At 71.6% G+C, this 21,147-nt stretch carries 24 protein-coding genes; 9 read left to right on the plus strand and 15 right to left on the minus strand.

Annotated features, from left to right (window positions below; genetic code table 11):
• Position 1: 1 nt before the first annotated feature.
• Positions 2 to 904 carry an SDR family NAD(P)-dependent oxidoreductase gene (locus ACY0MJ_RS09325; RefSeq protein ID WP_462638118.1) on the minus strand — a complete coding sequence of 301 codons (903 nt, stop codon included), beginning with the start codon at positions 902 to 904 and terminating at the stop codon, positions 2 to 4.
• A 188-nt stretch (positions 905 to 1,092) separates the two neighbouring features.
• Between ACY0MJ_RS09325 and ACY0MJ_RS09330 the strand changes: the two genes are divergently transcribed.
• The gene (locus tag ACY0MJ_RS09330; RefSeq protein ID WP_462638119.1) at positions 1,093 to 1,746 is read left to right on the plus strand and encodes a hypothetical protein; all 654 of its coding nucleotides are present in this window, start codon (positions 1,093 to 1,095) and stop codon (positions 1,744 to 1,746) included.
• Positions 1,747 to 1,799: 53 nt separating this feature from the next.
• Here the strand turns inward: ACY0MJ_RS09330 and infA are convergent, their stop codons facing one another.
• Both infA and ACY0MJ_RS09340 read right to left on the minus strand, forming a co-directional pair.
• Complete coding sequence (gene infA, locus ACY0MJ_RS09335; protein ID WP_462638120.1) at positions 1,800 to 2,063, minus strand: translation initiation factor IF-1; 264 nt, start codon at positions 2,061 to 2,063, stop codon at positions 1,800 to 1,802.
• Positions 2,064 to 2,122: 59 nt separating this feature from the next.
• Positions 2,123 to 2,551, minus strand: coding sequence for a MarR family winged helix-turn-helix transcriptional regulator (locus ACY0MJ_RS09340; protein WP_462638121.1), 429 nt, complete (start codon positions 2,549 to 2,551; stop codon positions 2,123 to 2,125).
• 142 nt (positions 2,552 to 2,693) lie between these two features.
• Between ACY0MJ_RS09340 and ACY0MJ_RS09345 the strand changes: the two genes are divergently transcribed.
• Entirely contained in the window at positions 2,694 to 3,158 is a 465-nt protein-coding gene (locus ACY0MJ_RS09345; RefSeq protein ID WP_462638122.1) for a tripartite tricarboxylate transporter TctB family protein, read from the plus strand.
• A 6-nt stretch (positions 3,159 to 3,164) separates the two neighbouring features.
• Complete coding sequence (locus ACY0MJ_RS09350) at positions 3,165 to 4,670, plus strand: tripartite tricarboxylate transporter permease (protein WP_462638123.1); 1,506 nt, start codon at positions 3,165 to 3,167, stop codon at positions 4,668 to 4,670.
• Between the two features lie 502 nt (positions 4,671 to 5,172).
• Here ACY0MJ_RS09350 and gshA read toward each other — a convergent pair.
• From gshA to ACY0MJ_RS09365, 3 genes are all read right to left on the minus strand, one after another.
• A complete protein-coding gene (gshA, locus tag ACY0MJ_RS09355; protein ID WP_462638124.1) occupies positions 5,173 to 6,726 on the minus strand; it encodes a glutamate--cysteine ligase in 1,554 nt (517 codons plus the stop codon).
• Positions 6,727 to 6,814: 88 nt separating this feature from the next.
• On the minus strand, positions 6,815 to 8,380 hold the full coding sequence (locus ACY0MJ_RS09360; protein WP_462638190.1) for a 4-hydroxyphenylacetate 3-hydroxylase family protein: 1,566 nt from the start codon (positions 8,378 to 8,380) through the stop codon (positions 6,815 to 6,817).
• 114 nt (positions 8,381 to 8,494) lie between these two features.
• Complete coding sequence (locus ACY0MJ_RS09365) at positions 8,495 to 9,160, minus strand: alpha/beta hydrolase (RefSeq protein ID WP_462638125.1); 666 nt, start codon at positions 9,158 to 9,160, stop codon at positions 8,495 to 8,497.
• A gap of 132 nt (positions 9,161 to 9,292) precedes the next feature.
• Between ACY0MJ_RS09365 and ACY0MJ_RS09370 the strand changes: the two genes are divergently transcribed.
• Positions 9,293 to 9,679: an HPF/RaiA family ribosome-associated protein gene (locus ACY0MJ_RS09370; protein ID WP_462638126.1), complete on the plus strand. Its 387-nt coding sequence runs from the start codon at positions 9,293 to 9,295 to the stop codon at positions 9,677 to 9,679.
• A 9-nt stretch (positions 9,680 to 9,688) separates the two neighbouring features.
• Here ACY0MJ_RS09370 and ACY0MJ_RS09375 read toward each other — a convergent pair whose 3' ends face one another.
• On the minus strand, positions 9,689 to 10,588 hold the full coding sequence (locus ACY0MJ_RS09375; protein WP_462638127.1) for an aminotransferase class IV: 900 nt from the start codon (positions 10,586 to 10,588) through the stop codon (positions 9,689 to 9,691).
• 55 nt (positions 10,589 to 10,643) lie between these two features.
• Entirely contained in the window at positions 10,644 to 10,814 is a 171-nt protein-coding gene (locus ACY0MJ_RS09380) for a hypothetical protein (RefSeq protein WP_462638128.1), read from the minus strand.
• 229 nt (positions 10,815 to 11,043) lie between these two features.
• Here ACY0MJ_RS09380 and ACY0MJ_RS09385 point away from each other — a divergent pair, with 229 nt between their 5' ends.
• Entirely contained in the window at positions 11,044 to 11,403 is a 360-nt protein-coding gene (locus ACY0MJ_RS09385) for a PA2779 family protein (RefSeq protein ID WP_462638129.1), read from the plus strand.
• 10 nt (positions 11,404 to 11,413) lie between these two features.
• Positions 11,414 to 12,394 (plus strand): PA2778 family cysteine peptidase, encoded by a 981-nt coding sequence (locus tag ACY0MJ_RS09390; protein ID WP_462638130.1) that lies wholly within the window; start codon positions 11,414 to 11,416, stop codon positions 12,392 to 12,394.
• Positions 12,395 to 12,431: 37 nt separating this feature from the next.
• Here the strand turns inward: ACY0MJ_RS09390 and ACY0MJ_RS09395 are convergent, their stop codons facing one another.
• On the minus strand, positions 12,432 to 13,481 hold the full coding sequence (locus ACY0MJ_RS09395; RefSeq protein ID WP_462638131.1) for a serine hydrolase domain-containing protein: 1,050 nt from the start codon (positions 13,479 to 13,481) through the stop codon (positions 12,432 to 12,434).
• A 41-nt stretch (positions 13,482 to 13,522) separates the two neighbouring features.
• Here ACY0MJ_RS09395 and ACY0MJ_RS09400 point away from each other — a divergent pair, with 41 nt between their 5' ends.
• The 3 genes from ACY0MJ_RS09400 to ACY0MJ_RS09410 all read left to right on the plus strand — a co-directional run bounded on the left by ACY0MJ_RS09400 (position 13,523) and on the right by ACY0MJ_RS09410 (position 15,366).
• Positions 13,523 to 14,392, plus strand: a complete 870-nt coding sequence (locus tag ACY0MJ_RS09400) for an NUDIX hydrolase (RefSeq protein WP_462638132.1) — start codon at positions 13,523 to 13,525, stop codon at positions 14,390 to 14,392.
• A gap of 292 nt (positions 14,393 to 14,684) precedes the next feature.
• Complete coding sequence (locus ACY0MJ_RS09405; RefSeq protein WP_462638133.1) at positions 14,685 to 14,846, plus strand: hypothetical protein; 162 nt, start codon at positions 14,685 to 14,687, stop codon at positions 14,844 to 14,846.
• A gap of 10 nt (positions 14,847 to 14,856) precedes the next feature.
• Entirely contained in the window at positions 14,857 to 15,366 is a 510-nt protein-coding gene (locus ACY0MJ_RS09410) for a DUF4864 domain-containing protein (protein ID WP_462638134.1), read from the plus strand.
• A 3-nt stretch (positions 15,367 to 15,369) separates the two neighbouring features.
• Here ACY0MJ_RS09410 and ACY0MJ_RS09415 read toward each other — a convergent pair whose 3' ends face one another.
• The 6 genes from ACY0MJ_RS09415 to ACY0MJ_RS09440 all read right to left on the minus strand — a co-directional run bounded on the left by ACY0MJ_RS09415 (position 15,370) and on the right by ACY0MJ_RS09440 (position 21,047).
• Entirely contained in the window at positions 15,370 to 16,329 is a 960-nt protein-coding gene (locus ACY0MJ_RS09415) for an FAD:protein FMN transferase (RefSeq protein WP_462638135.1), read from the minus strand.
• Positions 16,310 to 18,517, minus strand: a complete 2,208-nt coding sequence (locus tag ACY0MJ_RS09420) for a PepSY domain-containing protein (RefSeq protein WP_462638136.1) — start codon at positions 18,515 to 18,517, stop codon at positions 16,310 to 16,312. The genes ACY0MJ_RS09415 and ACY0MJ_RS09420 overlap by 20 nt, the downstream gene beginning before the upstream one ends.
• Before the next feature lie 16 nt (positions 18,518 to 18,533).
• The gene (locus ACY0MJ_RS09425) at positions 18,534 to 19,001 is read right to left on the minus strand and encodes a DUF2271 domain-containing protein (RefSeq protein WP_462638137.1); all 468 of its coding nucleotides are present in this window, start codon (positions 18,999 to 19,001) and stop codon (positions 18,534 to 18,536) included.
• On the minus strand, positions 18,998 to 19,309 hold the full coding sequence (locus tag ACY0MJ_RS09430) for a PepSY domain-containing protein (protein ID WP_462638138.1): 312 nt from the start codon (positions 19,307 to 19,309) through the stop codon (positions 18,998 to 19,000). Before ACY0MJ_RS09430 ends, ACY0MJ_RS09425 begins: the two co-directional genes overlap by 4 nt.
• Positions 19,310 to 19,397: 88 nt before the next feature.
• Positions 19,398 to 20,045, minus strand: a complete 648-nt coding sequence (locus ACY0MJ_RS09435) for a L,D-transpeptidase (protein WP_462638139.1) — start codon at positions 20,043 to 20,045, stop codon at positions 19,398 to 19,400.
• 99 nt (positions 20,046 to 20,144) lie between these two features.
• The gene (locus ACY0MJ_RS09440) at positions 20,145 to 21,047 is read right to left on the minus strand and encodes a hypothetical protein (protein WP_462638141.1); all 903 of its coding nucleotides are present in this window, start codon (positions 21,045 to 21,047) and stop codon (positions 20,145 to 20,147) included.
• Positions 21,048 to 21,147: the final 100 nt, after the last annotated feature.

Raw genomic sequence — 21,147 nt, forward strand, 5'->3', positions numbered from 1 at the left:
CCTACGAACCCCGCGCCAGGCGCATCTCGTTCGCGCCCTGCTCCGCGCCGCTGGCGGGCACCGTCTCGCCGCGGCGGTCGCGCACCGCGTCCAGCCGCGCCTGCAGCTGCTCCGGCGCATCGGGTCCCGTGCCGATCCAGGCACCCTGCGTCAGCGTCACATGCGCCGCCTCGAAGGCGCCCGCCCCGGCGCAGAGCGTCGTGCGCGTGGGCGCGTCCTGCGCGGCCAGCACCAGCATCGCGGGCACCACCGCCTCGGGGACGAGGGCTTCCAGCATGTCCGGCGGGAACAGCGATTCGGTCATGCGCGTGCTCGCGGTCGGCGCGAGGCAGTTGACGCGGATGTCGTGCTTCATGCCCTCCAGCGCCAGCGTCTGCATGAAGCCCACCAGCGCCATCTTGGCCGCGCCGTAGTTGGTCTGGCCGAAGTTGCCGTACAGGCCCGAGGACGACGTGGTCAGCACGATGCGCCCGTACTTCTGCTGCGTCATCACCGGCCACAGGGCCTTGCAGCAGTGCACGGCGCCCATGAGGTGCACGTCCAGCACCAGGCGGAAGTCCGCCAGGTCCATCTTGCCGAAGCTCTTGTCGCGCAGGATGCCGGCGTTGCTCACCAGCACGTCGACGCGGCCCCAGGCGTCCACCGCCTGCTGCACCATCGCCTGCACGGCCGCGAAGTCAGTGACCGATGCGCCGTTGGCGATCGCCTCGCCGCCGGCAGCGCGGATCTCGTCCACCACCCGCTGCGCCGCCGTGGCGGAGCCGCCGGAGCCATCCACCGCGCCGCCCAGGTCGTTCACCAGCACGCGGGCGCCCCGCGCCGCGAGCGCCAGCGCGTGCTGGCGGCCGAGCCCGCCGCCGGCGCCGGTCACGATCGCCACCCGGCCCGTGAAATCCAATGCCATCGTGGTCCTTTCCCCGAAACGGGCGAATGTAGCGCACACCGACCCTGCCGCCCGTCGCCTCCGGGCGGCGTCCCGGCGGATCGGGGACGCGCGGCCGCTACGTTCTGCAACACTCGGGGAGCTCACTGCTTGCGTCGAGCACCACAAGTCCCGCTGCCGCGTGGACCACAACAACACACGGAGCGACCATGGGGATGCTGGATTTCCTGACGGGGAAGAAGGAGGCTTCGGCCGGCGCGCGCCATTCGCGCCCGGGCCCGAACTCGCGCACGGGCCCCAACAGCACCCAGTTCGTCGCCTCGCAGATGGCCGGCGGCTCCGTGCACTCGGTGCGCAAGGACTTGCTGAAGCTGGTGCTGCGCGAGACCCTGTCGCGCAACGGCATCCCGCAGCCCTGGCTGTCGGCCGACATGCTGCGCACCAACAGCCCCCGCCGCGAACAGGGCATCCACGTGCGCTTCCTGGTGCGCGTCTGGGAGCCGCGCCTGATGCTGCACGGCCCCGCCCTGGAAAAGGAATTCCAGCAGCGCCTGCTGGTGCTGGACCCCGGCTCGGCCGACTGGCTGATGGGCTTCTCCTGGCAGTTCGCCCTGGCGGACACCAGCGAGTGCCCGCCCTTGCCGCATCCGGGCTCGTGGACGGCGCCGCCGCCGCGGCAGCCCGACACGCAGCCGCACGAGACCAAGCCGGCGGACATCATCGAAGGGCCCGTGGTGCTGGCGCGTTCGCCCGGGGAGGTGCGCGCCGACCTGGAGAAGCTGCTGGCCGTGCGCGACGAGGACATCAAGCGGCACACGCAGGGCGGCGATTCGTTCGCGCCGACGCGACCGGCGACCTTGTAGGGCGGCCCCGGACGCAGGAAAAAGCGGCCCGCGGCCGCTTTTTTTCCGGGAGATCAGCGGCGCCGGTGCTGCGGCGGCGCGCCCGTCGTGTTGCGGTTGGGCAGGTGGCGGAACATGATGCGCCCCTTGCTCAGGTCGTAAGGCGAAAGTTCCAGGCTGACGATGTCGCCGGCGATGATGCGGATGTGGTTCTTGCGCATCTTGCCGCCGGTGTAGGCGACCAGCTCGTGGCCGTTGTCCAGGATCACGCGGTAGCGCGAATCCGGGAGGATCTCGGCCACGCGGCCGTTCATTTCGATCAGTTCTTCCTTCGCCATGCGGTTCTCTGAGGAATCCTGCATTGTATGCCGACGGCCCGGCCCCTGCCGGCGGCCTTTCAGGCCCGGCCCGCGGCGCTCGCGCGCGCCGCGGCCGTGACCACCGCCAGCGCGCCGAGCTGCGCCTGGTGCTCCGCCGCCAGCACGCCGACCAGGCGGCGGCCCTTGGCCGTGAGGTGCACCTCCACCAGCCGGCCGTCCTGCTTGTTGGGCTGGCGCCGCACCAGGCCGGCGTCCTCGCAGCGCGACACCAGGGCGACCACGCCATGGGGCTGGGTCTGCAGGCGCTCGGCGAGCTCGCCGATGCTGGCCCAGTCGCGACCGGGGAAGGCCTGCGTGTGCAGCATCAGGTGGTACTGCACCGCGGTCACGCCGGCGGCGCGGGCGACGTCCTCGCCGAATCGCAGGAAACGCCGCAGCTCGTAGCGGAACTGCGACTGCAGCTCCAGCCCCGCCTTGTCCAGCGACCGCTCCTTCCTCGCATCCATCCGCTGCGTCCCCCCGTTCTTCTCTTCAGCCCGGCGGCAATGTACACCGGGCAGCGTCCCGGGCATCCCGCCCCCGGGAATGTACTTACCTCACAGCATGATATAAACCGCGATTCGCCAACACATCCGGAGACAAGATGCAATGAAGTTTCGCATCCGCAATCAACAGGATTTCGCCGCCGGCGTGATCTACATCGTCGGCGGCGCCGGTTTCGCGCTGGGCGCTCTCAACTACAAGATCGGCGAGGCGGCCCGCATGGGGCCGGGCTGGTTCCCGTTCGCGGTGGGCGTGCTGCTCGCCATCGTCGGGATCATCACCGCGATGAATGCCGTCCACCCCCACGCGTCCGAGGACAAGGTGAAGCGTCCGGAACTCGGTTCGCTGGCGTGGGTCCTGGGCGGCGTGGTCCTGTTCGGTCTGCTGCTGCCGCACCTGGGCCTGGTGATCTCGATGTTCGTGCTGGTGATGGTCTCCAGCCGGGCGAGCCACGAGTTCAAGTGGCTCAGCGCATTCCTCAATTCCGTCTTCCTCGTCGCCTTCTGCATCGGTGTCTTCATCTACGGCATCCACCTGCAGATGCCGCTCTGGCCCGACTTCATCGGCTGAATTCGCATGGACACCCTGATCTCCCACCTCGCGCTCGGGTTCGAAACGGCGCTGAGCCTGCAGAACCTGATGTACTGCTTCATCGGCTGCCTGCTGGGCACCTTCATCGGCGTGCTGCCCGGCCTCGGCCCCAGCACGACGATCGCCATGCTGCTGCCGATCACCTATGCGCTGCCGCCGGTGGCCGCGCTCATCATGCTGGCCGGCATCTACTACGGGGCGGCCTACGGCGGATCGACCACGGCCATCCTGGTCAACCTGCCGGGCGAATCGTCCTCGGTGGTGACCGCGATCGACGGCTACCAGATGGCGCGCCAGGGCCGCGCGGGCGTGGCGCTCGCCACGGCCGGCATCAGTTCCTTCCTGGCCGGCTGCTTCGCCACCCTCGTGCTGGCGGCCTTCGCCACGCCGATGTCCGAGCTGGCCTTCAAGTTCGGCCCGGCCGAGTACTTTTCGCTGATGGTCCTGGGCCTGGTGGGTGCCGTGGTGCTGGCTTCCGGCTCGCTGATCAAGGCGGTCGGCATGATCCTGGTCGGCCTGGCGCTCGGCCTGGTGGGCACCGACGTGAACTCCGGCGTCGCCCGCTACTCCTTCGACATCCCGGAACTGACCGACGGCATCAACTTCGTGGCGATCGCCATGGGTGTGTTCGGCTTCGCCGAGATCATCAGCAACGTCGAGCAGCGCGAGCACCGCCAGACCTTCCTGAACGAGCTCACCACCCTGTTCCCGACCAAGGCGGACTTCAAGCGCATGCTGCCTGCAGCCACCCGCGGCACGGCGCTGGGCACCGTCCTGGGCATGCTGCCCGGCGGCGGCGCGACGCTCTCGTCCTTCGCCGCCTACACGCTGGAGAAGAAGCTCTCCAAGCGGGCGGAAGAGTTCGGCAAGGGCGCGATCGAAGGCGTGGCCGGCCCGGAAGCGGCCAACAACGCCGGCTCGCAGACCTCCTTCATCCCGCTGCTGACGCTGGGGATTCCCGGAAACGTGGTGATGGCGCTGATGGTGGGCGCGATGACGATCCACAACATCCAGCCGGGCCCGCAAGTGATGACCAGCAACCCCGACCTGTTCTGGGGCCTGATCGCCAGCATGTGGATCGGCAACGCGATGCTGATCGTGCTGAACCTGCCGCTGGTGGGCATGTGGGTCAAGCTGCTGAAGGTGCCCTATCGCTTCCTGTACCCGGCGATCCTGGCGTTCTGCTGCATCGGCATCTACTCGATCAACAACAACGTCTTCGACGTGTACGTGACGGCCGCCTTCGGCGTGGCGGGCTACGTGTTCATGCGCTGCGGCATGGAATGCGCGCCGCTGCTGCTGGGCCTGATCCTCGGCCCGATGATGGAGGAGAACCTGCGGCGCGCCCTGCTGCTGTCGCGCGGCGACTTCAGCACCCTGGTGACGCGCCCGCTGTCGGCCAGCCTGCTGATCGCCACCGTGGTGCTGCTGGGGATCGTGGCGCTGCCGTCGATCCGCAAGACGCGCGAGGATGCTTTCCAGGAAGCCTGACGCACCCTGGCCATCCCCGCGCAGGCGGGGACCCGGAGCGTTCCAGAAGCGGCCCTGCGGGGCCGCTTCTTCTTGGAAACGTCGGGATGGTTCCGTACACGCGCAGAGCTGCCTTCGGCCCTGCAGTCGAAGACTCCCGCTCCTTCTCGCAGGACCGCGAGGCGAGCTGCCAGAACCGGCTCAGTGTCTTCGTCGTTGTGTGTGACATGCCGAGAGGTGCCTTCGGCTTCGCACCGGGATGAGGCAGTCCGCCTTGGCGAATGTCCCCCGCGCGTCCCTACGCCTGCGGCTCGGGCCGCTCTCTCCTCCTTGATTTCGCCCAGTCGGACTGCCTCATCCCGGCGCTTCCACCGTGCCGCTCTCGCGGACTTCCTCCCCCTCCCCTCCGATTTTCTCCCTCTCCCCTTTGGGGAGAGGGCTGGGGTGAGGGGGAAGCGTGGCACTACGCCAAGGCCCCGGGCGGGGCTCAATGCCTCCGCGTCCCTGCCTCCGCGAGGACGACTCAGACGGCCGCGAGCGCCGGCGCGACGGCGGCCTGGGAAAGGCCCAGGCGTTCCGGCGAGATGTACTGCTGGCGATACTGCTCGAACGGCAGGCTGTCGGCGGCCTCGACGGCGGCCTGGTCCTCCACCGACTGGCGCGCCAGCGCTTCGAGGCGCGCATGCACGGCGGCGACGTACGGCAGCTTCAGCAGCCGCGACTTCGCCAGGTGCGACTGCGCCAGCGTGAACGCCGCGAAGCTGTTGTCGTGGTCGCGCGCGAGCGCCGCCAGCACGCGCGCCGAAGGCAGCATGTCCGGGTCCTGCAGCAGCGCCTCGGCGGCACGCAGCGCGTCGCCGTAGTCGGTGGTGGCGTGCACCTCGTCGAGCATCGCGGCGATCGGGCCGCAGCCGGCGAGGATCTCCGCGCCCCAGTCGACCAGCCGCACCTCGCGGCCCTGGCGCTCCAGCATCACGGCGGGGTCGCGGCCGAAGGCCGCGGTGCGATGCTGGTTGCGGCCCAGCGCGGCGATCTCCTGCGGCGTGTCCTCGGGACTCTCGGACAGCAGGCAGTGCAGCAGGAAGATGTCGAGGAAGCGCATGGTCTGCGCCTTGATGCCGACCGGCACGAAGGGGTCGAGGTCCATCAGCCGCACCTCGACGTACTCGACGCCGCGCTCGCGCAGCGCGTGCAGCGGGCGCTCGCCGGGACGGATCACGCGCTTGGGACGGATCGTGCCGTAGAACTCGTTCTCGATCTGCAGCAGGCTGGTGGCGAGCTGGTTGTACTCGCCGCCGGGATTGACGATGCCGATCTTCTCGTAGGCGGGGTAGGGGCGCGTGAGCGCCTCGTGCAGGGAGGCGGCGTAGCCCTCCAGGCTGTTGTAGCTCACGGCCAGGCTGGCCTGCGCCTCGCTCTGGTAGCCGAGGCGGCCCATGCGCAGCGAGGTGCCGTAGGGCATGTAGACGGTGCCGGGCGAAAGCGTCTGCAGTTCGTGCTTGCGCCCCGCCACGAAGCTGGAACACGCGGCCGGCGAGGCGCCGAACAGGTACAGCAGCAGGAAGGCGTGCCGGCGGAAGTTGCGGATGAGGCCGAAGTACTGCGCGTCGCTGACGCCGGGCAGCGACCAGTTGTAGTGGATGCCCGAGATGGTCTGCATGCGCCGGCCGTAGCGGTGCGCCAGGCCCATGCGGTACACGCTCTTGGCGCGCCCGACGTTCGAGGCGCCGTAGCGGCCGATCGGGATGTTCTCGTCGGCCGGCAGGATGCAGGGCATGCTGCCCACCCACATCAGCTCGTCGCCCAGCGCCCGGTAGGTGAACTGGTGGACCTGCGTCAGCTCCTCCAGGCACTGCTCCACGCTGGCGTGCACGCCGGTGATCAGCTCCAGCTGCGACTCGCTGTAGTCGGTGGTGATGTGGGGGTGGGTCAGCGCGGAGCCCAGCGCCGCGGGATGCGGCGTCATGGCCAGTGCGCCGTCGGCCGTGGCGCGCAGGCTCTCCTTCTCGATGCCGCGCCGGATGCCTCGCAGCCGCGCGGGCGCCAGCGTGCTCAAGGCTTCTTGCAGTTTGCTCATGGATTTGTTGTGGTCTTCGCCCGTGTCTTCCGCTTCGAAGTTAGCACCTTTGCCGCAACCCTGCTTGCCGCGGATCAAGGCGCTTGTGCTAGCCGCGGCGCGGCGCCGGCAGGTCCACCATGACCGGCTGTCCGGGCGCGCTGCAGCCCATGTCGCAGCACCTGCCCGGCTGGCGGTTGCGGGTGATGGGGCGCGCCGGGTCGTGCAGCACCCCGCGTTCCAGCAGGCGCTCCACCAGTTCGACCTTGGAGCCCACCGGATAGTGCCGCCAGATCTCCTGCTTCATGGCCGCGGGCGAACCGCCGCCGTGCAGGCTGATCAGGCTGTACCAGCCGCCCTGGTAGCCGGCGGTCAGGTCCTCGATGAAGCGGGCCGCCTGGATGCGCTTGTCGTAGGGCACCTGCGGGTTCGCCTGCAGCACGTCGGCCAGGCGCGCACCGGTCTCCGGGTTGTGGTCCTCGTCCGGCCCGGGCAGCGCCACGACCAGGCCGCCGCTCACGTAGTGGGCGATGCGGTGCATCTCGTAGACCTGGTTGGCCAGCAGCAGCTTGCCGATGTTGGCGAACACCGGGTCGGGCATGAAGGTCCGGCTGTGTTCGTCGGCGCGCCCGTACACGCTGGCGGCGACGCCGCAGGCATAGAAGCCCTCGGTGATGCGGATCAGCTCCACCATCTGCTCGCGCAGGTGCGACTCGGCGCCGGGATCGAAGCCGTTCGCCTCGCACATCAGCGCGCCGGCGCCGATCAGCAGGTCGCCGAAGCCGGCGCGCGCGGCGATGCAGGTCTGGCGGTGGTGCGTCGCGTAGCTGTAGGTCAGGTGGCCGCTGTGCTCCCACTCGCCGGCGTAGAACACGTTCTCCCAGGGCACGAACACGCGGTCGAACAGGCACACGCCGGTGCTCTGGCCGTACTTGCGCGAGAACAGCGCCTCGCCGTGTTCGACCTTCTCGCCCGGGCGTCCGGCGGGGCGCGCGACGATGGTGAGGCCTTCCGCGTCCAGCGGCACCGCGCAGCACACGGCGAAGTCCGCGTCGGCCTCGCCCATGTTCCGGCAGGGCATCACCAGCAGTTCGTGCACGTACGGCGCCGCGGTCACGATCGCCTTGATGCCCGAGATCACGATGCCGCGCGCGTTGCGCTCCACCACGTGCACGTAGGCGTCCGGGTTGGCCTGCTCGTGCGGGCGCCGGCTGCGGTCGCCCTTGGCGTCGGTCATCGCCACGCCCAGCGCGAGGTCCTGGTCCTGCACGCGGTGCAGGTAGGCGAGGAAGCGCTCCGTGTGCTCGCGCGAGCCCTTCGCGTCGTCGATGCGCGCGGCCACCTGGCCGATCGCGTTGAGGGCGTCGTGGGTCAGGTAGCGCTGCGCGCAGCCCGTTTCCTGGCAGACGATGCGCACGGCCTCAAGCTTGTTCAGCAGGTCGCCCGCGCTGGCGTCGATGTGGGTGAAGCGGTTGACCCTCTTGCCGCTGGTGTGCTGCACGGCGGTCATCAGGGGCGCCAGCTCGGGCTTGTGCGCGTAGTCGTAGGTCAGCGCGATCGCGTTGATCCCGGGCTGCAGCTGCGGGTCGTCCGCGATGGACTCGACTTGCCGGCCGTCGACGAACACGCGCGGGCGCAGGCGCCGCAGCGATTCACGGTAGTCGTCGCCGGTCATCAGCGCGGCGTGGGCGGCGGGTGCGTTCAAGGGTTTCTCCTCGGGTGAGGGACCATTGTCGCGGCCCGGCCCGCCGCGCACATCAGGGTTGGGCTGGAGCCGGCGCGCCGGCCGTCAGCGCGGTGCCAGCACCCGCGCGAGCCAGTCGTTCAGCTCCGCGATCTCCAGCGGATGGACCGCGTGTCCCATCAGGTACTCGTGCCACTCCACCGGATAGCCCAGCGCCTGCAGCGCGTCGCGCGAGGCTTCGGCGCGCTCGAGCCCCACCACCTCGTCGTGGGTGCCATGGGCAAGGAAGATCGGCGTCTGCCGGTTGGCGGCCGCGGCCTCCGCGCCGGTCGTCGCGGCCAGCGGCAGGTAACCCGAAAGGCCTGCGATGCCCGCGAGGCGCTCCGGATGGCGCAGGCCCGTCAGCAGGGCCATCGCGCAGCCTTGCGAGAAGCCGGCCAGCACGATGCGGTCCGCGGCGATGCCGCGCTCCTTCTCACGCGCGATCAGCGCCTCGACGAGCTGCTGCGAGCGCCGCAGTCCCGCCTCGTCCTGCGGCGCGTCGGCGTCGAAGGACAGGATGTCGTACCAGGCCCGCATGCGGTAGCCGTTGTTGATGGTCACCGGCATCACCGGCGCGTGCGGGAACACGAAGCGCACGGGACCGATCGCGTCCAGCTCGAGCTCCTGCGCGACCGGCACGAAGTCGTTGCCATCGGCGCCCAGGCCGTGGAGGATGAGGATGGTGGCGGTGGGGTCCGGCCCCGACTCCGCCTCGATGACGTCCAGCATGAGTTCTCCTTGCGGGCGCCAGCATACCTGTCCCCGGCCGGCCAGCCCTGTCCGACACGGCTTGGGTCGCCGTCCGACTTGCGTCCAGCCCGGCCGTCCGCAGCATGGGGGGAGACGCTGAAAGGAAACCACATGAAAGTGCAAGTCAACACCTCCAACGACATCGAGAACAAGGAAGCGCTGGAGCGCTGGGCCAGCGAGTACCTCGGCGAGCAGCTGGCGCGCTTCGAGCAGGACATCACCAGCATCGAGGTGCAGATGAGCGACGAGAACCACGCCGCCAAGGGCGGCGGCGTCGACAAGCGCTGCATGATGGAGGCGAGGATCAACGGCCGCGCGCCGATCGCGGTGACCAACTTCGCGCCCGACCAGAACCTGGCCTTCCGCGGCGCCGCCGACAAGCTCGCGCACGCGCTGGACCACGCCTTCGGCAAGCTCGACCGGCGCGAACACCGCGAGCGCGAGACGATCCGGCGCGAACCGGACGTGGTGGCGGAAGGGCTGCCGCCGCAGGCCTGAGCAGCCGCTTCAGTATGCGACCGGCGTGGCGTGGCGCGGATCGCGGTGCCAGGCCCAGTAGGTTTCGGCCAGCCGGTGCGTGAGCGCGCCGGGCTGGCCCGAGCCCACCGGCCGGCCGTCCACGCGCGTGACCGGCAGCACGCCGCCGCCGGAGGTGCTGAGGAAGGCCTCGTCGGCGCCGCGCAGCTCGGAGGCCGGCAGCGCGCGCAGTTCCACCGGGATGCCCAGCGACTGCGCGATCTCGATGACCGTGCGGCGCGTGATGCCTTCCAGCACGCCTTCGCGGGGCGTCACGAGCCGGCCGTCCTTCACGGCGAACACGTTGAAGCCCGGGCCTTCCACCACGTTGCCCTGCGCATCGGTCAGCAGCACCGTGTCGCCGCCGGCGTCGAGCGCCGCGAGCAGGCCCATGGTCATGTCGTTCCAGTGGTAGTTCTTGGCCGTCGGATCGACGCTGGCCGGCGGGATGCGCTGCACGCTGCTCACGATGACGTGCAGGCCGCGCCGGCGCTGCTCCTCGTTGGCGATCCACACGTAGGGCACCGCGAAGGCGTAGAACTGGTTGACGGCCTGGCGCGGGTCGCGCGAGCCCCAGGGCGGCTGCCCGCGCGTGCACAGCATCTCCACGTAGGCGCTGCGCAGGCCCGCGAGGCGCACGCACTGCGCGAGCACCTCGGCGATCTCCTCGCGCGTGCGGCCCGGGTCGAGGCGGAAGCGCGCGCAGCTGCGGGCGAAGCGCTCCAGGTGCGCATCGAGCCGGAAGAAGGCACCGTCCCAGACGGTCACCACGTCGTACGCGGCGTCCGAGCGCAGGAAGCCCCAGTCGGTGAGGGGCACGCTCGCTTGCGCGATCGGCACGTACTCGCCGCGTTGCCACGCGGCGCCCCGGGAGAAGTCGGCGGCAGGCATGGGCGCATTCTGCCCTGCCCGGCCATGAGGGCGCGACCCCCGCGCGCCCCTGCGGTCAGCGCGACGGCCCGCCGGTCACGCGCACGTTGTCGGGGCCGACGTAGCCGAGCACGCTGTTCCACACGCCGCCGTCCCATTGCTGGTGGGCGGTGGAATACGTGGGCGGGGCGGAACAGGCGGCCAGCAGCGCGGCCGCGCCCAGCAGGGTGATCCATCGGACGATCATCGGGTTCTCCTCGCGATACTCGCGCCATTGCACCGGCGGCCGCGCAGGTCGGCTGTAGGCCTGCCGCCTCATGCCGCGTCGGGTGCGGGCGCGAACACGTCCGGAAATACTTGTACCAAGATGTTTCGCCTCCCGGGGGCTCATCACCGTGGCCGTCTCGTGCGTGCGTAAATCGTGCTCCGCGTTCCGGCGGTCCGCCGGGCCGGTGTCCACAACCAAGGAGCGCATCATGAATCCCGCATTCAAGAGAACGACGTGCCGCCTGCTGGTGGTCCCCCTGCTCGCCCTGTCCTTCCAGACGGCGCACGCGGGGCTGATCGGCGCCGAGCAGGCAGCGGACGCGCAGCCCGCCGGCGAACGCGCGATGCTGCTGAGCACGCTGGACCGCGCCGACGTGGTCGCGCAACTGCAGGCCATGGGCGTCGATCCGGTCGCGGCCCGCGCCCGCGTGAAGACCATGACCGAGCAGGAAGTGCATGCGATGGCGCAGGACATCCAGTCGGCGCCGGCGGCCGGCGTGAGCACCTGGGGCTGGGTCGCCATCGTGCTGATCGCCGCGCTGATCTGGTACTACGCGATCCGGACGTAAAAGGAGCCGGATGCAGGACAACGCCATCGGCTTCTCCCTTTCCCTCGCACGGCGGTTCACCCTGTGGGCCGCCGTGCTCCTGCTTGCGGGCTGCGGCACGCTGATCCCGCAGACGGTGGGCCTGCGCACCGGCTGGCCCGCCGGCGTGCCGCGCCAGGTGGAACTGGCGCAGGTGCCGTTCTTCCCCCAGGACGAATACCAGTGCGGCCCGGCCGCGCTGGCCATGGCCATGAACTACAGCGGCGTGCCCGTCTCGCCGCAGTCGCTGGTGGACGAGGTGTGGCTGCCGTCGCGCCACGGCAGCCTGCAGCTGGAGATGCTCGCCGCGCCGCGCCGCCACGGGCTGGTGGGCTACCAGCTCGCGCCCAGCTACGCCGACCTGCTGCGCGAGGTCGCCGCGGGCAACCCCGTGATCGTGCTGCAGGACGTCGGCCTCGTGCTGCCCGAGTGGCACTACGCCGTGGTGAACGGCTTCGACTACGGCACCGGCACGATCTACCTGCGCTCCGGTCTGCAGATGCGCCAGGAGATGCCCTTCTCCTATTTCGAACGCACCTGGCTCGCGGGCGACTACTGGGCGATGGTGGTGATGCGGCCGGACCGCATCGCGGCCACGGCGACCGAGGAACACTGGCTCAAGGCGCTGCTGGGGCTGGCCCGCGGGCCCGACCTCGCGGCGACCGTGCAGGCCTACCGCACCGCGCTCGCGCGCTGGCCCGACAGCCTGCCGGCGGCCGTGGGCCTCGCCAACCACCTGCACGCGCAGGGCGCGCTCGACGAGGCCGCCGGCGTGCTGCGCACGGCGCTGCAGCGCAATCCGCAATCGGTCATCGTGCTGAACAACCTCGCGCAGACGCTCTCGGACCAGGGCCACAACAGCGAAGCGCTGGCGCTGATCCGCCGCGCCGACGATCCGGAGAGCCCCTTCGCGAGCGAGGTGAAGGCGACGCGGCAGCTGATCGAGGAACGCCTGCGCAGCCGCGGCGGTTGACGTAGGCTGGCGGTGAGCGGCGCAGCCCGAACCCCAGCTAGAAGGCGCGCGCGACGCGCGACACGAACCCGGGGCTGTGCGCCCCGTCCAGCCAGCGCACGACCACCACGGCTTCGTTCGCGGGGTCGATCCACACGTAGTGGCCGCCGGCCCCGACCATGAACCAGCTCTCCGGCGAAGCGTCCGCGAACATCGCGCCCTTGCGGTTCAGCCAGGTCAGCCAGCCGTAGAAGGGCGCCACGGCGCAGGGCTGCTGCATGCGCTCGATCCAGGCCTGGGGCAGCAGGCGTTCGCCCTTGTGCACGCCGCCATCGAGCAGCAGCTGCGCGATGCGCGCCTGGTCGCGGGCGCTGATCGACACGCCGCCGCCCCAGTGGCTGCCGCCCGGCACCGAGGGCAGGCGCTTGCCGCCGATCTCGACCCAGGCATCGTCGTAGGGCATCCAGCGGAAGTCCTGCCCGCCGCCCAGCGGCCGCAGCACCGCTTCCTCGAACACCTCGGGCAGCGGACGGCCGAACAGGTGCAGCAGCGACAGCGAGAGCTGGTTGATGCGCACGTCGTTGTATTCCCAATACGTGCCGGGCCGCTGCAGCTCGCGCTTGTCGCCCTTGCGGCCCTGCGCCGGCTTGGGATCGTGCGAGACGTGGCGGTGGTGCTCCACCTGGTCGGGCATGCCCAGGCAGGTGCCCTGCCACTCGCTGGTCTGCTCCAGCATGTGGGCCCAGGTGATGTCGCGGTTGTGCGGGTCGTCGAAGCCGATGCCCGGCAGCCGCTCCGAGATGCGCTCGTCGGGGTCGCCGATCAGCCCGCGCGCATGCGCCAGGCCGGCGAGCAGCGCGAGGTAGGTCTTCGCGACGCTGAAGGTCAGGTCCGCCCGGTCCGGCTCGCCCCAGGAGGCGACCTCCTCGCCGCGCACCCGGATCACGCCGGAGACGCCGCCGCGCGGGTGCACCGGGCCGCGCAGCCGGTTCCACGGCGGCGGGTCGACGTGGTGCACGCCCCAGTTGGCGGGGTCGCTGGCGGGGTCGCGGGGCCAGCGCACTTCGTGCGCGAGCGCGTGGGAGATGGCTTCGCTGAAATCGTGCATGGCCCGAGCATAAGGCCTTCCCGCTCTGCTAGCCTCCGAGGATGGAGCTGAACACGATCGTCAACGAGGGACCGGCGGCGCCGTCGGCCACCGTGGTGCTGCTGCGCGACGCGGGCGAGGACATCGAGGTCTTCCTCCTGCGCCGGCACGGCCAGTCGGAGGTCCTGGGCGGGGCCTACGTGTTCCCGGGCGGCAAGGTCGATCCCGAGGACGCGCACTGGGTCGACCGGCTGGACCGGCCGCCAGCCGAACTGCATGCGCTCCTGGGGGAGCCGGAGCTGGCGCCGGCGCAGGCCGCGGGCCTGTTCGTCACCGCGATCCGCGAAGTGTTCGAGGAAACCGGCCTGCTGTTCGCCGACGCGACGCCGGCGCAGGCCCGGGAAGCCTGGGCCGCGCTGCGCCAGGGACCGCACTTCGACGAACTGCTGGGCCCGCGCGACCTCCGCCTGCACGCCGGTGCGCTGCAGCCCTGGTCCCGATGGGTCACACCGACCCTCAGCAGCGTGGCCCGCAAGCGCTTCGACACGCGCTTCTTCGTCGCCACGGTGCCGCCGGGCCAGGCGCCGGGGCACGACGAACACGAGGCGACCGAAAGCCTGTGGCTGCCGCCGCGCGCGGCGCTGCGCCAGTACTGGGACGGCCTGATCGCGCTCGCTCCGCCGCAGATCATGAGCCTCACGCACCTGGCGCGGCACCGCAGCGTCGCCAGCGTGCTCGAAGCCGCGGCGGCCCGGCGCCCGCCCTGCATCCGGCCCGAGCCGCGCGACGTCGACGGCGTGCGCGTGCTGTGCTACCCGGGCGACCCCTGGCATTCGCAAGGCCAGCAGGTGCTGCCCGGGCCCACGCGCCTGTCCTGGCGCAACAAGCGCTTCGAGCCCGACGGCGGGCTCGCGATCCTCCTCGGGGATTAGGCGCCCGCGGGCTCCCACAAGCCGTGCCGGGCAGCGCCTACAGGCGCTCGCGTGGATGGCCTGCGGAGGCAACCCGGCCGCAAGCACTCCAATCCTGCAAAGCCAGCCGGTCCCGCGCTACGACGACAGGTATCGGGCTCTTCGCTTCCGCAGGCGATCAGCGAGAACATTGTCCAGTGGGCCGGCTGGTTCCCCTTGCGGACGCCGTGCGGCGCCCTCCACCTACAGCGTGTCGAGCCCGCACCGGCCTACGCTAGGCGCCAGTGACCACCCGAATTCCGGAGAGAGCCCGATGAGCCCGCTGATGATGCGCATCTTCACCCTGGTCGGCATCGCGCTGGCCGCGGCCAGCATGCAGCTGAAGGCCAGGGCGGAAGGCGGGCTCGCGGGCACGGCGCTCCAGCCGCCGGCCCTGTCCGTGACGCAAGCCATGGCACCGCGCCATCCCGCCTGAGGACCGATCCGTGCAGACCCTTCCCGTCCCCGCCGCCTTCACCCTGCCGCGCCGCCGCAGCGCCTGGCGCAGCCCCGCCACCGCCTGGTCGCTGGTCTTCTGCGCCGTCCTGATGGGCGCCGTCTACGCGTCCGATCCGCCGCAGGTGCCCGGCGGCCCCGCGCCGGCGGCCAGCACGCAGGTGGTGCAGCAGGTCGTGCGCGAGCAGCTCAGCGCCCTCGCCTCCCAGGACGCGATGCACGCCTTCGCCCTGGCGGACCAGGACCTGCGCACGCAGTTCGGCACCGCCGAGGCTTTCCTCGCCACCGTGCGCGAGCAGTACCCGATGCTCCTGCACCCCACGAGCATGCTGTTCCTCAAGCCTGAGACCGACGGCACGATCGCCATGCAGCGCGTGCGCCTGAGCGACGACGAGGGCTCGTCGTGGACGCTCACCTACCTGTTGAACCGCACCCCGGAGAACCAGTGGCGCATCAGCGGCTGCGTGGTCACCCCGGAAGGGCCGCGGATCCTGACCTGAGCGTCAGGCGTCCGCGAAGCAGCCCGTCCCGCTCGCCCGCAGCCCGCCGGGCGACCGGGCGAGGAACAAGGCGTCCAGGCCCATGCGGCGCGCGTGTTCGGCTCCGGCTTCCGCCCCGAGGACCATCAGCGCGGTGGCCCAGGCGTCCGCGTCCATGCAGCGCGGCGCCAGCACCGTGACGGACGCGAGTCCGGCAACGAGGGGCGCACCCGTGCGCGGATCCATCGTGTGCGAGACGCGCCGGCCATGCACCTCCCTCCAGTGGCGATAGTCGCCCGAAGTCGCCACCGCCCCATCCTGCAGTTCGACCGCGGCGAAGGCGCCGCGGTGGCCCGCGTCCGGCGCCTCCACGGCAATGGCCCAGGGGCGACCGTCCGGCTTGGCGCCGCGGGCGCGCATCTCGCCGTCGATGCCGACGAGCCAGGAGCCAATGCCGAAGCCGTCCAGCACGCGCCCGAGCTCGTCCACCCCGAAGCCCTTGGCGATGCCGCAGAGATCGAGCGCGAGGGGGCCGTGCTTGCGGGCCCGGTTCGCGCTGGTGTCGACCTCCAGCACGCTGGCTGGCGGCGGGCACGGCCGCGGCTCGGGCGCCTCGCGCATCGGCCCGGCCGGGCCGAAGCCCCACGCGCCCACGAGGCCGCCCACGGCGATGTTGAAGGCGTTGCCCGTCGCGCGCCCGATCTCCACGGCCCGCAGCAGCACGGTGGCCAGGTTCGCGGGAATCGGGACCCACGTGTCCGGCTCGGCGCGGTTCAGGCGCGACAGCGCGGAATCGGGCTTCCAGTTGGACATCTGGTCGTCGACGGCCGTGACGGCGGTCGCCAGCGCGGCGGCGATGCCCTGCACGTCGCTGCCGGCGGGCGCATGGAAGCGCGCGGTGTAGCGCGTGCCCATGGTCGGGCCGCTCGTGCGGCAATCGTTCAGGCGCACGCCGGGCAGCCAGTCAATAGACGTCTTCGACATAGCGTCCCTGCGCGCGCAGCTGCGCGAGCGACAGGCCGGTGCCGGCCAGGATGCCTTCCCACGCCGCCGCCACGCCCTGGGCCATGGCGCGTCCGCCGCAGACGAGGACCTGCGCGCCCTGCGCGACGAGCTCGCGCAGCCGCGGCGCATCCGCGAGCAGCCGGTCCTGCACGTAGGCCTTGTCGGCGGCGCGCGAGAACGCCGTGTTCAGCGAACGCAGGCGGCGCTGGCCCACCAGGCCCGCGAGCTCGTCGCCGTAGAGGAAGCCGTCGTCCGCGTTGCGCGCCCCGAAGTACAGGTGCATGGGCCGCTGCGGCGGATTGCGGCGGATGAAGCCGATGAGGGGCCCGATGCCGGTGCCGGCGCCCACCAGCACCACCGGCGCCGCGCCGGCGGCGGGGCGGAAGCCCGCGTTGGCCCGCACGAAGGCTTCGATCCTGGCGCCGGGCTGCAGGGCCGTGAGGTGCGTCGAGCACGCGCCGCCGGGCTGGCGCCGCACGCAGATCTCGACCACGCCGTCGGACGCGGCGCTCGCGAGGGAGTAGTAGCGCGGCGCGCCGCCGCCCGGCGGCAGCACGCCCAGCAGGTCGCCCGTCTCGAAGCGCGGCAGGCCGCCGCGCCGCCAGGGCCGCGTCCGCTTCGCGTCCGCCGCCGGCACGAAGCGCAGCACGGCGGTGCGCGTCTCGGGATCGGCGCCGTAGTCCGTGCGCGACACCAGCTCCAGCGTCGTCGTGCGCGGCAGCAGCGGCGTGTAGCGGATCTCCAGCGGGACCTGCAGCACCTGCGCGAGCCCCTCGCACCAGACGCGGAACTCGGGTCCGGACTGCCGGTCCACCGTGCCGGGAGCGCGCAGCGGCGTGAAACCCCGGGCCACCAGCGCCTGGTGGACGGCGTGCGCGTAGCCGCAGAAATGCGGGAACTGCCGGTCGCCGAAGCCGAGCACCGCGAAGGGCATGCTGGCGGCGGCGGGCATCTTCGCCAGCGCGGCGAGGAACCCGCGGGCGCTCTCCGGCGCATCCCCGTCGCCGTAGGTCGAGGTCAGCACGAGCAGCCGGCGCGCGTTGCGATAGCCGGCTGCCACCTCGTTCATGCTGCACGTGTGCACCTTCCGGCCCGCGGCCGTGAGCGCGTCGTGCAGCGCGATGGCGAAGCCCCAGGTGGTGTTGCCCTCGCTGCCGACCAGCAGCACCGTGTCGGCGTCGCGTGCCGGCGCGTTGCCGGCGACGCGGGGCCGCGCGGCGCGCCGCTGCAGCCACATCAGCGTGCCCGTCACGGCCAGCAGCGGCACGCTCAGCGCGCAGGCGCCCAGCAGCAGGCCCAGCCACCAGAGTCCCTCGCCCGTGTGCAGCATGCGCACGATCGCGTGCAGGCGCTGCCATGCATCGGGCGCGGCGTGCGAGAGCCAGCGGCCCGTGGCGGGATCGATCGCGCCGCTGCCGTCGGCCGTTTCCAGCTCGATCACGTCGGCCGCGTCGCCGGCGGCGGCCAGCTTGAGCTGCACCAGGCGGGACACCTCGATCTCCTGCAAGGCCGGCATGCGTTCCAGGGCGATGCGGGTCGCGGCCGTGGGCTGCACGTCCAGGAAGGGATCCGCGCCGCCGCCTTCCGGCAGCAGGCCGAAGGTGGCGAGCGACATCAGCACGCCGGTCGCGCCGGACAGCACGAGGCCCGCCAGCGCCACGCGCGCGGTCTCGTCGTGCAGCTTCTGCAGCGTGTTGCCGCGCACCGGGGCGAACAGGCGCGTCCAGCCGCCCATGCGGCGCGCCAGCAGCAGGAGGCCCGAAACCGCCATGAGCAGCATCGCCGCGGCCGTCACGCCCGTGGCGATCCGGCCGGCGTCGCCGAGCAGGAGCTTGCGGTGCAGGTTCCGCATCCAGCGCTGGAACGCCGAGGGCCGCCAGGGCGCGAGGGAAGCGCCGGTCGCGGGATCGACGATCGCCGCCTCCTGCGCCGCGCCGGTCACGTGGTAGGCGACGATCGTTCCGGAAGGCTCGCGCACGAGGGTTTCCAGCCCGGGCAGCCGCTCCTGCACGCGGCCCGCGAGCGTGGCCACGCTGGTCGCGCCGGCGTCCGGCGCCTGCGCATGCTCCAGTGCCGGGAACACCGAAAGCAGCGACCCGGTCAGGGCGACCAGCGCCAGCAGGAGGCCGGCGACCAGCCCGGGAAGCGAATGCAGACTGCGCAGCATCGTGGCCCGTCGCGCCTCAGAGCGTGTAGCGGAAGGACTTCACGTAGCCGCGGCCCGCGACGGGCTTGCCGGCGCCGGCCGCGGTGAGCGGCACGACGACCTCGGATGGGTTGTCCTTCATCTTCTCCACCGCGGTGTCGATGTGGATCTCGTAGCCGGCGTCGATGAGGGCGTCGGCGACATCGACGCTCACGCGCAAGGTCTTGCCGGCACCGACGCTGGCGCCGCTGACGCCGTCCACCTTGGCCGTGCCGCCGGTCGCGCGGTACCAGTCGCCCAGGTGGCGCCAGTACTTCGCCTTGGGCGCGGCCACCCACATCGTTCGCTGGTAGCGCCCGCCGCGGTCGGCGAGCCAGATGGCGACGTAGGCGCCGTCGCCGCCGTAGGCGCCCAGCTGGGTTTCGAGCGTGAGCTGGCGTGCGGACGCGAGGGACGGCAGCGCGAGCGCGCCCGCGGCCGCGACGAGGGGCCATGCGTTCTTCATGGTTTGTTCTCCCGGGAGGTTGAGCGACGGTCGGCGTGCTCCCGCTTCAGCTTCAGGACCTGCAGCGTGGCCGGATCGATCCTGGCCTTGATGCGCCGGCCCTCGGCGTCACGGCCCTTGATCTCGTAGCAGCCGTCGTCGATCTTCAGCGTCCGCACGCTCCAGCCCTGGCGCTCGGCGAGCGCGTGCACGGCGCTGCGCGGCTGCCAGGTCTCGGGCGGCGCGTCGCAATCGTCGGAGGCCCACGCCGGAGGCAGGGACGCGGCCAGCAGGGCGGCGGCCAACAGGCGGAGCGAGGAAGCGCGCATGGGAGCATCACCTTGGGTTTGCCTTCCAAGGATGCGCGCTGCGCGCGGCGCCGGACTTGCGGCAGGTCAACTGCCGCCGATCCTGGCCTCAGGCGATCTTGTGGAACACCGCCCGCAGCGGGCCGTCCTCCGGCAGCACGTAGACGACGCTGCGGGTCTTGCCCAGCACCCGCTCGACCACCCCGCGGTAGAACGCCACCGGCACCACGACGCAGCCCCAGGACACGCGCATGTCCGCAGCGTCGGCCTTCGCGAGGCGCGTGGCGCGCGGTCCGTAGCTGAAGCCGGGCCGCAGCCGGTGGATGGCGAAGGCGCTGTCGTAGTCCACCCAGACCACGTGCTCGCCCTTGGCATTCCTGCCGGGCACCGCGTCGAAGCGGCCGGCCGGGGTGGTGCGCTCGTCCGGACCGACGTCGCCCGTCTGCGCCCGCAGGCCCACGCCCGGCACCGTCTGGTCGCCGACGGTGCTGCCCAGGAGCGCGGGTGAATGGCCGGCCAGGCGGCCGTCGGCGTGGAACACGTAGATGTGCGCCCCGCGCTTGTCGACCACGGCGAACGGCCGCCCTTTCGCGTCGCCGCTGCGCAGCGCCCAGGCCACGAGTTCGCGGGCCTGCGGCGACGGCCGCGCCGCGATGAAATCCTTGTCCAGGCCCTTTCCGGGCTGCGCCAGCGCCGCCAGCGCGATCCCTGCCGTACTGCCGGCTGCAAGGCGCAGCCACCGGCGTCGATCCAGCATCCGAGTCCCCTCTTTGCGCCGAGCCAGGATGGCTCGGCCGGGGGCGATGCTAGCAAGCGCGGCCGTTGGGCCGCAAGTCGGGGGCAGGTAAAGCCGCGCTCAGCGCGCGGGATGCAGCGCGACCTTCCGCATGGCCGCGCGCTCCGACTGCTCCTTGCGGGCGGCGACGACCTGGATCGGGTCCGTGACGTCGTAGGCGCCGAACACCTCCTGCGGCGTCTTCACTTCGGGCAGCACGTAGATGATCGCGCCCTCCTTCAGGACGGTGGGGCTCACCACGTTCTCGTAGAAGCGCACGGGCAGGTTGATGCAGCCGAAGGAGATGCGGTTGTCGTCGGTGGTGAGCGTGGCCATGCGCTCCAGCCGGCGCTCGCTCGCCACCAGCGGGCGGATGCGGTGCATGGAGACCGCGACGTCGTAGTCCACCCAGACGATGTCCTCGTTGCTCGCGTTGCGGCCCGGCTCGGCCACGAAGCGGCCGGCCGGCGTGGTCTTCTCCTCGGGCCGCACCTGGTCCAGCGGCTTGTCGCCGATGCCGGGGAAGCTGTCGTCGCCGCGGGCCGAGCCGAGCAGCGCCGGCGCGCTGTCCTTCAGCTTGCCGTCGGGCGCGAACACGTAGACCCGCGCGTCCTTCTTGTCGACGATCACGAAGCCCTTGCGGCCGTTGTCGTGCGTGGCGGCGACCCAGTTGGCCACCAGCCGCGCATCCGGCGAAGGCTGCTCGCCCTTGAAGTCCGCGAGGCGGATGCCGGGCACGGGCTGCGGAGCCGCCTGCGCGGGCGGCTGCGCCGGCGCTTGCGGCGCCTGCGCCTGCGGCGCGACGGCCACCTGCGGGGGCTGCTGCTGCGGCGCGGCGCGCCACTTCTGCAGAACGTGCAGGGGCAGCGCCACCGCCAGCAGGGCGACGCCGATCAGCAGGCCCTTCTTGAGGGAGTCGAGGAACTCGGAGCCTTCGGGCGCCTTGCGGGCCGGGTCCTGGGATGCGCGTGAAGGTTCTTTCATGGCACGACGGGGCGAAAGGAAACCCAGCTTAGGCAAGCGCCGCGCCGCGCCGCGTGCGCCGATCGTGGATCCCCTTGTAGGAGCACGACCGGCAAGCGAA

Source organism: Ramlibacter sp. bp-362 (genome assembly GCF_054956735.1).